This window comes from Burkholderia sp. (genome assembly GCF_018375725.1).
GTDB lineage: Bacteria > Pseudomonadota > Gammaproteobacteria > Burkholderiales > Burkholderiaceae > Burkholderia.
The window spans coordinates 1-15,593 of the sequence record NZ_JAHACR010000074.1 but is presented as its reverse complement, the minus strand read 5'-3'; the positions used below and the strand labels follow the sequence as shown (position 1 = coordinate 15,593).

The 15,593-nt window shown below is 66.9% G+C and carries 9 protein-coding genes and 1 pseudogene; 8 read left to right on the top strand and 2 right to left on the bottom strand.

Annotated elements, in window-relative coordinates:
* A pseudogene (locus KH616_RS11315) lies at window positions 1-350 on the top strand (AMP-binding protein); the annotation flags it as partial.
* 481 nt (window positions 351-831) lie between these two features.
* Window positions 832-1,266: a CoA-binding protein gene (locus KH616_RS11310; protein WP_292244078.1), complete on the top strand. Its 435-nt coding sequence runs from the start codon at window positions 832-834 to the stop codon at window positions 1,264-1,266.
* 56 nt (window positions 1,267-1,322) lie between these two features.
* On the opposite strand, the gene KH616_RS11305 is transcribed toward KH616_RS11310, so the two are convergent.
* Window positions 1,323-2,117 (bottom strand): transporter substrate-binding domain-containing protein, encoded by a 795-nt coding sequence (locus KH616_RS11305; RefSeq protein ID WP_292244077.1) that lies wholly within the window; start codon window positions 2,115-2,117, stop codon window positions 1,323-1,325.
* Between the two features lie 150 nt (window positions 2,118-2,267).
* On the opposite strand from KH616_RS11305, the gene hemE reads away from it, so the two are divergent.
* The 4 genes from hemE (at window position 2,268) to KH616_RS11285 (ending at window position 11,465) form a co-directional block, all read left to right on the top strand.
* Window positions 2,268-3,362 (top strand): uroporphyrinogen decarboxylase, encoded by a 1,095-nt coding sequence (hemE, locus tag KH616_RS11300; RefSeq protein ID WP_292244075.1) that lies wholly within the window; start codon window positions 2,268-2,270, stop codon window positions 3,360-3,362.
* A 463-nt stretch (window positions 3,363-3,825) separates the two neighbouring features.
* Complete coding sequence (locus tag KH616_RS11295; RefSeq protein ID WP_292244073.1) at window positions 3,826-6,081, top strand: primosomal protein N'; 2,256 nt, start codon at window positions 3,826-3,828, stop codon at window positions 6,079-6,081.
* A gap of 229 nt (window positions 6,082-6,310) precedes the next feature.
* Window positions 6,311-10,240, top strand: coding sequence for a trifunctional transcriptional regulator/proline dehydrogenase/L-glutamate gamma-semialdehyde dehydrogenase (putA, locus tag KH616_RS11290; RefSeq protein ID WP_292244071.1), 3,930 nt, complete (start codon window positions 6,311-6,313; stop codon window positions 10,238-10,240).
* A gap of 85 nt (window positions 10,241-10,325) precedes the next feature.
* Window positions 10,326-11,465, top strand: coding sequence for a branched-chain amino acid ABC transporter substrate-binding protein (locus KH616_RS11285; RefSeq protein WP_292244069.1), 1,140 nt, complete (start codon window positions 10,326-10,328; stop codon window positions 11,463-11,465).
* A gap of 196 nt (window positions 11,466-11,661) precedes the next feature.
* On the opposite strand, the gene KH616_RS11280 is transcribed toward KH616_RS11285, so the two are convergent.
* Entirely contained in the window at window positions 11,662-13,314 is a 1,653-nt protein-coding gene (locus tag KH616_RS11280) for an acyl-CoA dehydrogenase family protein (protein WP_292244068.1), read from the bottom strand.
* Between the two features lie 321 nt (window positions 13,315-13,635).
* On the opposite strand from KH616_RS11280, the gene KH616_RS11275 reads away from it, so the two are divergent.
* Together KH616_RS11275 and KH616_RS11270 are read left to right on the top strand one after the other, a co-directional pair.
* On the top strand, window positions 13,636-14,790 hold the full coding sequence (locus tag KH616_RS11275) for a pyridoxal phosphate-dependent aminotransferase (protein ID WP_292244067.1): 1,155 nt from the start codon (window positions 13,636-13,638) through the stop codon (window positions 14,788-14,790).
* Window positions 14,791-14,851: 61 nt separating this feature from the next.
* Window positions 14,852-15,593 (top strand): ABC transporter substrate-binding protein (locus KH616_RS11270; protein ID WP_292244066.1); only part of this gene is annotated, 742 nt, incomplete at its 3' end.

The following is a 15,593-nucleotide window of genomic DNA, read 5'->3' as shown; positions in this document are numbered from 1 at the left end:
CGACTCTGTTGAATGGGGGGTTGATCCGCGGCGGCGAGAATATCTATCCGCGCGAGATCGAGGAATTCCTGTTTCGGCATCCGAAGATTCAGAGCGCGCAGGTATTCGGCGTGCCTGACGCCAAGTATGGCGAGGAGGTGTGCGCGTGGGTCGTGCTGCGGCCGGGCGAGCAGATGACCGAGGATGAATTGCGTGCGTTCTGCCAAGGGCAGATCGCGCACTACAAGGTCCCGCGTTATATCCGCTTCGTCGACGAGCTGCCGATGACGGTGACGGGGAAGGTGCAGAAATTCATCATGCGTCAGCGCATGATCGAAGAGATGAAGCTCGACGAGCCGAAGACCGCGTGACAGATGACGGCCTGCGGGCCGTCACGTTTTCGATGGACGAAAAAAAGCGGGCTGATTAGCCCGCTAAAAACCACACGCTACGGGGTTAGCGCGAGGAGACCAAAGATGGAACGTATTCGGCGAACCGAAAATGACTCCAACAAGGATGCCCCAGGGAAGGGCTTCGGTACATGACCGACGGGTTCGCAGTGCTTCGTGTCCGCTCACACTTGGCACACGAAACCACATCCGTGTTGGAACCGTTGAAAAACATTGTGGGCGAATTGGCGCACCCTGGAGGTAACAAAGTGTTTCAGGTTGTAACGCCCGCCGGATAAGGCTTTCCGGGATTTATTGCTGTTTTATTGGTGTGCGGAAAGGTCATTTTTACTCACATTTACGGAAGTGATTTAACGGTGTGCGCAGTATGCGTTTTTGACGCGCGCCGGGTTCGACGAAGTCCACTTCTGCACGCGAAAAAATTCATCGCACAGAGGATTCGATGCAAGACGACGCAATCATCAGAAAGATTTTGAAACGTGATCGTGTGATCGCGGTCGTCGGGCTTTCCGATAAACCGCATCGAGCGAGTCACGGCGTCGCCGAATACATGCAGCGCGCCGGTTACCGGATCGTCCCCGTTAACCCGATGCTCGACGGCCAGCGCGTGCTCGGCGAACGCTGCTACGCGTCGCTGACCGATGCGGCTGCCGCGCTCGCACGCGACGGTGCCGCGATCGGCATGGTCGATGTGTTTCGCAAATCGTCGGAAGTGTCCGCTGTCGCGGACGACGCCATCGCGATCGGCGCGCGGGCGCTGTGGCTGCAACTCGGCGTGATCGACGAAGCCGCGGCCGCGCGGGCGCGCGCGGCGGGGCTGGACGTCGTGATGGATCGCTGCGTGCTGGTCGAGCATCGGAGGCTCGGCATCGACTGACCGGCGCTCCGTGCGCGCCGCGCGTTGCCGGCACGCCGCGGCGTGCGCATGCTGTTTCACTTCAGCCATTTGTCCGAGATCGACTGGAACTCGCCGTTCGACAGCGACAGGTGCAGCCATTGATCGGCGTATTGCTGGAACACGACGTCGCCGCGCGGCACCATGTAGGCTTTTTCGCCGAACTGGAATGGCTTGTCCGGATGAATCGAGCAGAGACCCGGATTCAGCTTCTGCTGCAGCAGCGTCTCGGACGCGTCGGTCACCATGACGTCGGCGCGGCCGTCGAGGATCTGCTTGAAGATCGTCACGTTGTCCGGATACACGGTGACGTTCGCATGCGTGAAGTGCTGCTTCGCGAAGCGTTCGTTCGTGCCGCCGGGGTTCACGATCACGCGCGTCTCGGGCCGGTCGATCTGGGCGACCGTCTGATATTTGCCGGCATCCGCGCAACGCGCGATCGGCGTCTTGCCGTCGGTCATGTACGGCTGCGTGAAGAACGCGCGCTTCTGGCGTTCGAGTGTCGTCGAGACGCCGCCGACGGCGATGTCGCATTTCGCGACGAAATCGGCGGTCAGGCTCGGCCAGCTCGTCTTGACGTAGTCGGCCTTCACACCGAGCGACCGGGCGAGCGAATCGGCCATGTCGATATCGATGCCCTCGAATTTGCCGTCGGCGCGGTAGTACGAATATGGCTTGTAGTCGCCCGTCGTGCAGACGCGCAGCACACCGCGCGCGAGCACATCGTCGAGCCGCGAGCCGGCGGCGGCCGCGCCGCTGCCCGTGCCCGTTTCCGCGTGCACGGCGGCCGCGCACAGCCACGCCGCGGCGGCGATCGTTCCCAGCTTCCTCATCGCATCTCCTCCTTCGTTTCATTTGGTATGAGCGTTCGATCATAGCGGAGCGATCGCGCGCGTCATATGGCCGCCGCGGATGATGCTCGCGCGGCGGATGGCCCCTGTCCGGTAAAATGCCGGTTTGCTCACGCATCGTCGCATCCTAACGTGGCCCATACCCTGCTCAACGACACCTTCCTGCGCGCGCTGCTGCGCGAGCCGACCGACTACACGCCGATCTGGCTGATGCGCCAGGCGGGTCGCTATCTACCCGAGTACAACGCGACGCGCGCCCGTGCGGGCAGCTTCCTCGGTCTGGCGAAGAATCCGGACTACGCGACGGAAGTGACGCTGCAGCCGCTCGATCGCTTTCCGCTCGACGCGGCGATCCTGTTCTCGGACATCCTGACGATTCCCGACGCAATGGGCCTCGGCCTCGACTTCCAGGCCGGCGAGGGGCCGAAGTTCGCGCATCCGGTGCGCACCGAGGCGGACGTCGCGAAGCTCGCGGTGCCGGATATCGGCGCGACGCTCGGTTACGTCACCGACGCGGTGCGCGAGATCCGTCGCGCGCTCACCGACGGGCAGGGACGTCAGCGTGTCCCGCTGATCGGCTTCTCGGGCAGCCCGTGGACGCTCGCGTGCTACATGGTCGAAGGCGGCGGCTCGGACGACTTCCGCACGGTCAAGTCGATGGCGTATTCGCGGCCGGACCTGATGCACCGGATCCTCGACATCAATGCGCAGGCGGTCGCCGCGTACCTGAACGCGCAGATCGAAGCGGGCGCACAGGCGGTGATGATTTTCGATACGTGGGGCGGTGCGCTGGCCGACGGCGCCTACCAGCGCTTCTCGCTCGACTACATCCGGCGCGTGGTGGCGCAACTGAAGCGCGAGCACGACGGAGAACGCGTGCCGGTGATCACGTTCACGAAGGGCGGCGGTCTGTGGCTCGAGGAAATCGCGGCGACGGGCGTCGACGCGGTCGGCCTCGACTGGACGGTCAACCTCGATGCGGCGCGTGCGCGCGTGGATGGCCGCGTCGCGCTGCAGGGCAACCTCGATCCGACGATCCTGTTTGCGCCGCCGGCCGCGATCCGCGAGCAGGCGCGCGCGGTGCTCGACAGCTACGGCAATCATCCGGGCCACGTGTTCAACCTCGGCCACGGCATTTCGCAGTTCACGCCGCCGGAGCATGTCGCCGAGCTGGTCGACGAAGTGCATCGCCACAGCCGCGCGATGCGTAGCGAAGCCGCGCGCTGATTGCAAGCCGCGTCATGTTGCGGTGCGGAGCGGCCGCGTTGCGTCGTCCAGGCTAAACAGGGCGCAACCCCGCTCCGGCGGCGACTTCGATGCTTGTCAAGACTTGACTTATGCACATTTTCCACGTTGCAGCGCGGTAGAGCACCGTTTCGGTCAGATTGCCGCGCTATGGTGCCGGAATTTGGATAGCAGCCTTGTGGGATAAGGCTCAGCCGATTTTTCAGCACATCGCGAAAAAGCAGCGGGAGGCACGGCCCGACGCGTTGTCCGTGCCGGAGCGGGTGAGTTCTCAACAAAGTTATCCACAGGCCGGTCAGGGTATACGGCGATTCCTAATGAGAATCCAAAACTTAGCGCCGAGTCTGAAGTTTTACTTGAAGTTCGCCGCATCGGTTCGGATGCGACAGCATGCGGTCGAACTGGCCGCCGTTCCGGCAAGCGTCGTCACGGCGAGGCGCGGGTGATGGAAGGCACATACCTCAGGGTCGCGCTCGACCATCCGCTTGCGACGCTGTTCGATTACCGCTGCGACGCGCAACCGGCGCCCGCGCCCGGCACGCTCGTGCAGGTGCCGTTCGGCAAGCGGCAGACGGTGGGGCTCGTCTGCGAAGTAACGGCTCACACCGACGTGCCGCCCGGGCGGCTGCGCGCAGTCGAATCCATCTGCGCCGATTTGCCGCCGCTGTCGGCCGAATGGCTGGCGCTGGTCGCGTTTGCCGCCGATTACTATCAGCGCGGCCTGGGCGAAGTCGCGCTGCCGGCGCTGCCGCAGGCGCTGCGCGATGCCGGGCGCTGGGGTCGGCTGCTGGCGCCCGAGGTGCGGTATACGTTGCGTGAGTCCGGCCGTGCCGCATTGCCCGATGCGTTGCCGGCACGCGCAGCCGCGTTGCGCCGGCTCGCGCAGGCGCTCGCCGATGCCGGCTCGCTGACGCTCCCCGACGCGCGTGCGCTGCATCCGAAGGCCGCGTCGACGCTCGACGAGTGGGCCGCACGCGGCTGGGTCGAGATCGAGGAGATCGGCTGGGCGGATGCGCTTCCGCCTGTGGATAACTTGCCTGCGGCATCGAGCCGCGCGGTGCCGCCGCCGCTGACGGATCAGCAGGCCGAGGCGCTCGATGCAATCCGCGCCGCGCAGGGCTTCGCACCGTTCCTGTTGCACGGCGTGACGGGCAGCGGCAAGACCGAGGTCTATCTGCATGCGCTGGCGTCGCTGCTGGCGCAACGGCCCGACGCGCAGGCGCTCGTGCTCGTCCCCGAAATCAACCTGACCCCGCAATTCGAGGCCGCGTTTCGTGCGCGTTTCGCCGGCACGCTCGCGCCGGATGCGATCGTCACGCTGCACAGCGGTCTCGCCGAAGGCGAGCGGGCGCGCAACTGGCTTGCAGCCCACACCGGACGCGCGCGGATCGTGCTCGGCACGCGCCTCGCGGTGCTCGCGTCGCTGCCGGCGCTGGCGCTGATCGTCGTCGACGAGGAGCACGAGCCCGCTTACAAGCAGCAGGAAGGGCTGCGCTATTCGGCGCGCGATCTCGCCGTATGGCGCGCGAAGCAGCTCGGCATTCCGGTCGTGCTCGGCTCGGCGACGCCTTCGCTCGAAAGCTGGTGGCAGGCCGAGCAGGGACGCTACACGCGGCTCACGCTGTCGCGGCGCGCAGTCGCCGACGCGGTGCTGCCGAGTGTGCGGCTGATCGATCTCGAGGAGGAGCGGCGGCGCGGGCGGGCGTCGGTCGGCGGTCTGTCCGGGCCGCTCGTCGCGGCGCTGAAGACGCGCCTCGAACGCGGCGAGCAGAGCCTCATCTTCCTGAACCGGCGCGGCTATGCGCCCGCGCTCGCCTGCGATGCCTGCGGCTGGGTCGCCGGATGCCCGCGGTGCAGCGCATACGTCGTGCTGCACAAGCCGGAGCATGCGCTGCGCTGCCATCACTGTGGCTGGGAGTCGCGCATCCCGCATTCGTGTCCCGAGTGCGGCAACGTCGATATCGCGCCGCTCGGCCGCGGCACGCAGCGGGTCGAGGAGACGCTTGCCGAAGCGGTGCCGGGCGCGCGCATCCTGCGCATCGATGCCGACAGCACGCGCCGCAAGGGCAGCGCGCAGGCGCTGTTCTCCGACGTGCATGCGGGCGAGGTCGACATCCTCGTCGGCACGCAGATGATCGCGAAGGGACACGATTTCCAGCGCGTGTCGCTCGTCGGCGTGCTCAATGCGGATACGGCGCTGTTTTCGCACGACTTCCGCGCGAGCGAGCGACTGTTCGCGCAGCTGATGCAGGTCAGCGGCCGCGCGGGCCGTGCCGGGCTGCCGGGCGAGGTGCTGGTGCAGACGCGTTATCCGCGGCACGCGCTGTACCACGCGCTGGCGCGGCACGATTACGTCGGCTTCGCGAATTCGACGCTCGGCGAGCGGCGCGACGCGCATCTGCCGCCGTTCGTCTATCAGGCGTTGCTGCGCGCCGAAGGGCGTACGCTCGAAGCGGCGCTCGCGTTTCTGCAGCAGGCCGCGGCGGCATTGCACGGCCTGCCCGGCGCGGATCGCGTGACGGTCTACGACGCCGTGCCGATGACGATCGTCAAGGTCGCGAACGTCCATCGCGCGCAGTTGCTGCTCGAAAGCGCATCGCGGGCGGCGCTGCAACACGCGCTGCATGCGTGGCTGCCGAAATTGCGCGCGTTGAAGGGCGCGCTGCGGTGGAGCGTCGAGGTCGATCCGCTGGATATCTGACGATCTGATCGCGCGGCAGCGTCTGCTTTTCACCGCCGATCAGGGAAAATACCGATCCGCCGACGGCGGGCAACCCCTAGGTTGCAACCTCATAAGCCGTTGATTATATTGATTAAACTTGAGGTGCAACCCTTTGCGAAATTGGGTTGCACCGTTTTATTGTGTGCCGTAGGATTTCGCGCATCCTTTCCCGTCACTGGCCGGCCTCGCACCGGCGCACGAACCCACCATGGCAAGCACCACCCTTGGCGTCAAAGTCGACGATCTGCTCCGCTCGCGGCTGAAAGACGCTGCGTCGCGCCTCGAACGCACGCCCCACTGGCTGATCAAGCAGGCGATCTTCGCCTACCTCGAACGCATCGAGCACGGCCAGCTGCCGCCGGAACTGTCCGGCGGCAGCGGCGTGACCGAGCTCGCCGACGGCCATGCCGATCCGGACGACGACAACTCGCCGCATCCGTTCCTCGAATTTGCGCAGAACGTGCAACCGCAATCGGTGCTGCGCGCGGCGATCACCGCCGCGTACCGCCGCCCCGAGCCGGAGTGCGTGCCGTTCCTGATCGGCCAGGCGCGTCTGCCCGCGAATCTCTCCGCGGACGTGCAGGCGATGGCCGGGAAGCTCGTCGAGCAGCTGCGCGAGAAGAGCTCGGGCGGCGGCGTCGAAGGGCTGATCCACGAATTCTCGCTGTCGAGCCAGGAAGGCGTTGCGCTGATGTGTCTCGCGGAAGCGCTGCTGCGCATTCCCGATCGGGCGACCCGCGACGCGCTGATCCGCGACAAGATCAGCAAGGGCGACTGGCGTTCGCATGTCGGCCATGCGCCGTCGCTGTTCGTCAACGCGGCGACCTGGGGCCTGATGATCACCGGCAAGCTCGTCACGACGAACAGTGAGGCCGGGCTGTCGTCGGCGCTCACGCGTCTGATCGGCAAGGGCGGCGAGCCGCTGATCCGCAAGGGCGTCGACATGGCGATGCGCCTGATGGGCGAGCAGTTCGTCACCGGCGAAACGATTTCGGAAGCGCTCGCGAACAGCCGCAAGTACGAAGCGCGCGGCTTCCGCTACTCGTACGACATGCTTGGCGAAGCGGCGACGACCGAAGAGGATGCGCAGCGCTATTACGCGTCCTACGAGCAGGCGATCCACGCGATCGGCAAGGCGGCCGGCGGGCGCGGCATCTACGAAGGCCCGGGCATCTCGATCAAGCTGTCGGCGCTGCACGCACGCTACTCGCGCGCGCAGCAGGAACGCACGATGACCGAGCTGCTGCCGCGCGTGCGTGCGCTGGCGCTGCTCGCGCGCCGCTACGACATCGGCCTGAACATCGACGCGGAAGAAGCGGACCGTCTCGAGCTGTCGCTCGACCTGCTCGAAGCGCTGTGCTTCGATCCGGAGCTGGCGGGCTGGAACGGCATCGGCTTCGTCGTGCAGGCGTACCAGAAGCGCTGCCCGTTCGTGATCGACTATCTGATCGACCTCGCGCGCCGCAGCCGCCATCGCCTGATGATCCGTCTCGTGAAGGGCGCGTACTGGGATACCGAAATCAAGCGTGCGCAGCTCGACGGCCTTGAAGGCTATCCGGTCTATACGCGCAAGATCTATACCGACGTGTCGTATCTCGCCTGCGCGAAGAAGCTGCTCGGCGCGCCGGACGCGGTCTATCCGCAGTTCGCGACGCACAACGCGCACACGCTGTCGGCGATCTATCACCTCGCCGGCCACAACTACTATCCCGGCCAGTACGAATTCCAGTGCCTGCACGGCATGGGCGAGCCGCTCTACGAAGAGGTGACCGGCCGCGACAAGCTGAACCGTCCGTGCCGCGTCTACGCGCCGGTCGGCACGCATGAAACGCTGCTCGCGTATCTCGTGCGCCGTCTGCTGGAAAACGGCGCGAACACGTCGTTCGTGAACCGCATCGCGGACAAGTCGGTCGCGGTGACGGACCTGGTCGCCGATCCGGTCGATGAGGCGTCGAAGGTCGTGCCGCTCGGCGCGCCGCACACGAAGATCCCGCTGCCGCGCAACCTGTACGGCGACGAGCGTCCCAACTCGATGGGCCTCGACCTGTCGAACGAGCATCGCCTCGCATCGCTGTCGTCCGCGCTGCTCGCGAGTGCGCATCATCCGTGGCGCGCGGCGCCGATGCTGGCCGACGATGCGATCGCGGACGCGCCGGCGCGCGACGTGCGCAATCCGTCGGACCAGCGCGACATTGTCGGCGTGGTCAGCGAAGCGACGTCCGGGCACGTGAGCGCGGCGCTCGCACATTCGGTGGCCGCCGCGCCGATCTGGCAGGCGACGCCTGTTGAGGCGCGCGCCGATTGCCTCGCACGCGCGGCCGACCTGCTCGAAGCGCAGATGCACACGCTGATGGGCCTGATCGTGCGCGAGGCGGGCAAATCGCTGCCGAACGCGGTGGCGGAGATCCGCGAAGCGATCGACTTCCTGCGCTACTACTCGGCGCAGATCCGCGACGAGTTCTCGAACGATACGCACCGCCCGCTCGGGCCGGTCGTCTGTATCAGTCCGTGGAACTTCCCGCTCGCGATTTTCATGGGCCAGGTCGCCGCCGCGCTCGCGGCCGGCAACACGGTGCTCGCGAAGCCGGCCGAGCAGACGCCGCTGATCGCCGCGCAGGCGGTGCGCATCCTGCGCGAGGCCGGCGTGCCGGCCGGTGCGGTGCAGCTGCTGCCGGGCGACGGCGAGACGGTCGGTGCGGCGCTCGTCGCCGATCCGCGCACGCGTGCGGTGATGTTCACCGGTTCGACCGAAGTGGCGCGCCTGATCAACAAGACGCTGTCGTCGCGTCTCGATCCGGACGGCAAGCCGATTCCGCTGATCGCCGAAACGGGCGGCCAGAACGCGATGATCGTCGATTCGTCGGCGCTCGCCGAGCAGGTCGTCGCGGACGTGATGCAGTCGTCGTTCGACTCGGCCGGTCAACGGTGTTCCGCGCTGCGCGTTCTGTGTCTGCAGGACGATGTCGCGGATCGCACGCTGACGATGCTGAAGGGCGCGATGCAGGAACTGGCGCTCGGCAACCCGGATCGCCTGTCGACCGATGTCGGCCCGGTGATCGACGGCGAAGCGAAGCGCACGATCGACACGCACGTCGCGTCGATGAAGGACAAGGGGCACGGCGTCACGCAGCTGCCGATGCCGGACGCGTGCGCATACGGCACGTTCGTGCCGCCGACGCTGATCGAGATCGGCAGCATCGACGAACTGAAGCGTGAAGTGTTCGGCCCGGTGCTGCACGTGGTGCGTTACAGCCGCAACCAGCTCGACAAGCTGCTGGAGCAGATCCGCGCGACCGGCTACGGCCTGACGCTCGGCATCCACACGCGGATCGACGAGACGATCGCGCACGTGATCGATCGCGCGCATGTCGGCAACATCTACGTGAACCGCAACGTGATCGGCGCGGTGGTCGGCGTGCAGCCGTTTGGCGGCGAAGGTCTGTCGGGCACGGGCCCGAAGGCGGGCGGCGCGCTGTATCTGCAGCGTCTGCTGGCGACGCGTCCGTCCGGCCTGCCGCGTTCGCTCGCGAACATGCTGGTGGCGGAGGAAAACATCGAAGGCGAGAAGCGCGAGCATCCGGCGGCGACGCTGACGACGCTGCGCGACTGGCTGATCGAGCAGCGCGAGCCGGCGCTCGCGGCACGCTGCGACGGTTATCTCGCGCAGGTGCCGGCCGGCGCGACCGCAGTGCTCGCGGGCCCGACGGGCGAGCGGAACACGTATACACTCGGCCCGCGCGGCACGGTGCTGTGCGTCGCGGCGACGCCGAGCGGCGCGCGCGCGCAGTTCGCGGCTGTGCTCGCGACCGGCAACCGTGCACTGTTCGCCGGTGCGCCGGGCGAAGCGCTGTATGCTGCGCTGCCGGCGTCGCTGAAGGCCCACGCGAGCGTGCGCAAGCAGGCGGATGCGGCGTTCGACACCGTGCTGTTCGAGGGCGACAGCGACGAACTGCAGAAGCTGGTGAAGGACGTCGCGCAGCGGCCGGGCCCGATCGTGTCGGTGCAGGGCGTGTCGGCCGGTGCATTCGAGAATGGCGACGCGGAGGACTACGCGCTCGAGCGGCTGCTGACCGAGCGCTCGGTCAGCGTGAACACCGCGGCGGCGGGCGGCAATGCGAATTTGATGACGATCGGCTGACCATCCTTGCCGTTCGGATCAAGAAAAGGAAGCGGCTAGGCGATCCCGAAGCCGCTCCGTTTATACCTGGTACCTAGGAGAAGCTATGCAACACACGATGAAAAAGCTGGCAGGCGCGACGTTCGTCGCGGTCATGTCGCTGGCGGGGACTGCGCATGCGGATGACGTGAAGGTCGGCTATGCAGGGCCGATGACGGGTGCTCAGGCACACTACGGCAAGGATATGCAGAACGGCATCGTGCTGGCGATCGAGGACTTCAACGCGACGAAGCCGGTGATCGGCGGCAAGCCGGTGAAGTTCGTGCTCGACACGCAGGACGATCAGGCCGACCCGCGCACCGGCACGACGGTCGCACAGAAGCTCGTCGACGACGGCATCAAGGGCATGCTCGGCCACTTCAACTCGGGCACGACGATCCCGGCGTCGCGCATCTACGCGAACGCAGGCATTCCGCAGCTCGCCATGGCGACCGCGCCGGAATACACGCAGCAAGGCTACAAGACGACCTTCCGCATGATGACGTCCGACACGCAGCAGGGCCTCGTGGCCGGCACGTTCGCGGCGAAGGATCTCGGCATGAAGAAGATCGCGATCGTCGACGACCGCACGGCCTACGGCCAGGGTCTCGCCGACCAGTTCGAGAAGGCGGCGAAGGCTGGCGGCGCGACGATCGTCGACCGCGAATTCACGAACGACAAGGCGGTCGACTTCAAGGCGATTCTGACGAAGCTGAAGGCCGCACGTCCGGACCTCGTCTACTACGGCGGTGCGGATTCGCAGGCAGCGCCGATGGTCAAGCAGATGAAGGCGCTGGGCTTCACGGCGCCGCTGATGAGCGGCGAAATGGTGAAGACGCCGACGTTCCTGAAGATCGCGGGTGACGCGGCCGAAGGCACGATCGCATCGCTGGCCGGCCTGCCGCTCGCGGAAATGCCTGGCGGCAAGGCCTACGCCGACAAGTACAAGAAGCGCTTCGGCGAGGACGTGCAGACCTACTCGCCGTACTCGTACGACGGCGCGATGGCGATGTTCAACGCGATGAAGAAGGCGAACTCGACCGATCCGGCGAAGTACCTGCCGGTGTTGGCCAAGACCGACATGGCCGGTGTCACGTCGTCGCACGTCGCGTACGACGCGAAGGGCGACCTGAAGAACGGCGGCATCACGATGTACAAGGTCGAGAAGGGCGAGTGGAAGCCGCTGAAGAGCATCGGCGGCAAGTAAGCCGCATCGGGTAGCGGGCTGGCCGCGCGAGGCGCGCCGAGATATCGGCGGCGCGCGCAGTGCGGCATGATCCGCGCCCGAACGGTTCGACTCACGCCACCGTGACGCGCAAGCGTCCGGTGGCGTTCTGTTTTTCAGCGGCGGTGCCTTCGCGCGTCGCGGTCACGCATCGAGGCATGCGCCGCGATTGCGCCGGTTACGCGGGGTACGCGCGTTGCAGCAGCGCGGCGATGTCGATGCGGCGGGGATCGAAGCCGCCCGCGATGCGGCCCCAGGCCGGCTCGGCAAGGCGCGTCGCGATGAATGCGTCGGAGACCGCCGCGGGCGCGTCGCGGCGCAGCAGACAGGCCTGCGCGACGAGGACGAGCCGCTGCGCGAACAGGCGGGCTGCCGCTTCGAGCGTATCGGGCGGCGCGGCGAGCATCGCGCGCAGCGTATCCAGCGCGTCGCGAATCCGCGGCTCGCCCGCACCCAGTTCGTGCAGCTCGCCAAGCAGCGCGGCGGCGGCCTCCGGGTCGCGCGACACCGCGCGCAGCACGTCGAGGCACATCACGTTGCCCGACCCTTCCCAGATCGAGTTGACGGGCGCTTCGCGGAACAGCCGCGCGATCGGGCCGTTGTCGACGTAGCCGTTGCCGCCGAACACTTCCATCACCTCGCCGGTCAGCTCGACCGCGCGCTTGCAGACCCAGAATTTCGCGGCGGGCGTGACGATGCGCTTCCATGCCTGCTCGCGCGGCGAATCGCCGTCTTCGAACGCGGCGGCGAGCCGCATGGCCAGGACAAGCGCGGCCTCGCTCTCGAGTGCGAGATCGGCGAGGACTGTGCGCATCAGCGGCTGCTCGGCGAGCGCGCGGCCGAACGCATGACGCTGCCGTGTATACGCGATCGCCTGCACGACGCCCTGGCGCAGCATCGCCGCGCTGCCGAGCACACAGCTCAGGCGCGTATAGGTCGCCATCTCGATGATGGTCGGGATGCCGCGGCCTTCTTCGCCGAGCATGATGCCCCACGCATCGTTCAGCTCGATCTCGCTGCTCGAGTTGCTGCGGTTGCCGACCTTGTCCTTGAGCCGCTGGATTTCGACGGCATTCTTTGTGCCGTCGGGCCGCCAGCGCGGCACGTAGAAACACGACGGGCCGCCGGCGTCGGTGCGTGCGACGACGAGGTGCGCGTCGCACATCGGCGCCGAGAAGAACCACTTGTGGCCGCGCAGCCGGTATTCGCCGCCGCGACCGCCTGCGCCGACGGGCGTCGCGCGCGTCGTGTTGGCGCGCACGTCGGAGCCGCCCTGTTTCTCGGTCATGCCCATGCCGAACCAGATCGACGGCTTGTCCGCGACGGGGACGTCGCGCGGATCGTAGGCGTCGCTGTAGAGCTTGTCGCGCAATTGCGCCCACAGCGCCGGCTCCTTCTGCAGTACCGGGATCGCCGCCTGTGTCATCGTCGCCGGACACAGCGTGCCGGCCTCGATCTGTCCGTGCAGGTAGAAGCCGGCGGCGGTCGCCGCCCAGCGTCCGGGGCGCCGGTCGCGGAACGCGAGCGACACGAAGCCTTCCCCGCGGTACATGCCGAGCAGCGTGTGCCATGCGGGATGGAAATCGACGCGATCGATGCGCCGTCCGCGCCGGTCGAACGCGTTCAGCTCCGGCGGATGGCGGTTGGCGTCGTCGGCGAGCTGCGCGGTTTCGCTGCGGCCGAGCCGCGCGCCATACGCGTCGAGCTGCGGCATGGCCCACTCCGCGCCGGCACGGGCGAGTGCTTCGCGCAGCGCGGCGTCGGTCGCGAAGAGGTTATAGTCGACGAGTTCGTCGAACTGGTTGGTGACTTCGTGGGTCGGGCTGGTCATCGATGGGTCCCATGCAAAGTGCGTCTCGTCCTGATTGTCAGCGTAGCAAATATGCCGCTGCGACATGTTCGGGTTTCCGTGTTGCCGGGCGCAAGCGCGGCGCATAGATCCGGCGTGGCGCCGACGCACGTGAAAATGCCACCGGCGCATGACGCGCCGTTATCCGTCCCCGTCATGAAGCGCTTGCGACGCCTCCGCCATGATCTGAACGCATGGCACCCATGACAAACTTTCGGTTGTCCGGCGATTTTGATTCGGGCTAAATGCTCCTGCCTATTCGCGACGCGCTTGCGCGCGCACCGTCACAAGCCAGGAGAAGTCATGCGAAGCGCCACCGTGCCCCGTTCGAAGCTGCCCGACGTCGGGACGACGATTTTCACCGTGATCGGGCAGCTCGCCGCGCAACACGATGCGCTCAACCTGTCGCAAGGCGCGCCGAATTTCGCGCCGGATCCCGCGCTCGTCGAAGGTGTCGCCCGCGCGATGCGGGAAGGACACAACCAGTACGCGCCGATGGCCGGCGTCGAGCAGCTGCGCGACGTGCTGGACGAGAAGACCGAGCGGCTGTACGGCGCACGCTACGATCCGGCGACCGAGATCACGGTGATCGCGAGTGCGAGCGAGGGGTTGTACGCGGCGATCAGTGCGCTCGTGCATCCCGGCGACGAGGTGATCTATTTCGAGCCGTCGTTCGACAGCTATGCACCGATCGTGCGGATGCAGGGCGCGACGCCGGTCGCGATCAAGCTGTCGCCCGAGCACTTCCGGGTCGACTGGGACGAGGTCGCCGCCGCGATCACGCCGCGCACGCGCATGATCATCGTCAACACGCCGCACAACCCGACCGCGACGGTGTTTTCCGAAGCCGATCTCGCGCGTCTGGCGCAGCTCACGCGCGATACCGGCATCGTGATCCTGTCCGACGAGGTCTACGAGCACGTGGTGTTCGACGGCGCGCAGCACCAGAGCATGGCGCGGCATCGCGAGCTGGCCGAGCGCAGCGTGATCGTGTCGTCGTTCGGCAAGTCGTTCCACGTGACCGGCTGGCGCGTCGGCTACTGTCTCGCCCCGGCGGCGCTGATGGACGAGATCCGCAAGGTGCACCAGTTCATGGTGTTCTCGGCCGACACGCCGATGCAGATCGCGTTCGCCGACATCCTGTCGCAGCCGGACAGCTATCTCGGGCTGTCGGCGTTCTACCAGCGCAAGCGCGACCTGCTCGCACGCGAGCTCGCCGGCTCGCGCTTCGAGCTGCTGCCGAGCGAAGGTTCGTTCTTCATGCTCGCGCGCTTCCGGCATTTCTCCGACGAGCGCGACAGCGATTTCGTGCTGCGCCTGATCCGCGACGCGCGCGTGGCGACGATTCCGCTGTCCGCGTTCTATACCGACGGCACCGATGCCGGCCTGATCCGGCTGAGTTTTTCGAAGGACGACGAGACGCTGATCGAAGGCGCGCGTCGTCTGCGCAGCATTTGACCGAGCTGCCGACGCACGGCAGCCGCCCGCAGGAAGACCCACGACCCAAGGAGATCGCACGATGAAACACCTGAAACTCTGGCTCGCGCTCGCTTGCGCGTTCGCTTCCGGCGCGGCATTCGCCGAAGCGCCGCAGACGCTGCGCTTCGGTCTCGAGGCGCAATATCCGCCGTTCGAATCGAAAGCGGCGAACGGCGAGCTGCAAGGCTTCGACATCGACGTCGGCAATGCGGTGTGCCAGACCGCGAAGCTGTCGTGCAAATGGGTCGAGACGTCGTTCGACGGGCTGATTCCGGCGCTGCAGGGCCGCAAGTTCGATGCGATCAACTCGGCGATGAACGCGACCGAGCAGCGGCGCCAGGCGATCGACTTCACGACGATCATCTATCGCGTGCCGACGCAGCTGATCGCGCGCAACGGCAGCGGCCTGCTGCCGACGACGGAATCGCTGAAGGGCAAGCGCGTCGGCGTGCTGCAGGGCTCGATCCAGGAAACCTACGCGAAGGCGCATTGGGAGCCGGCGGGCGTGTCCGTCGTCGCGTACCAGGACCAGAACCAGGCCTACGCGGATCTCGTCGCAGGGCGTGTCGACGGGACGCTCGTGCTCGCGCCGGCGGGCCAGCGCGGCTTTCTGTCGCGTCCGGACGGCAAGGGCTTCGGGTTCGTCGGCCAGCCGGTGCGTGACGACCGGATCCTCGGCAGCGGCATCGCGTTCGGCCTGCGCAAGGGCGACGATGCGCTGAAGACGAAGCTGAACGCGGCGATCTCGAAGCTGAAGTCGGACGGCACGGTCAAGTCGCTCG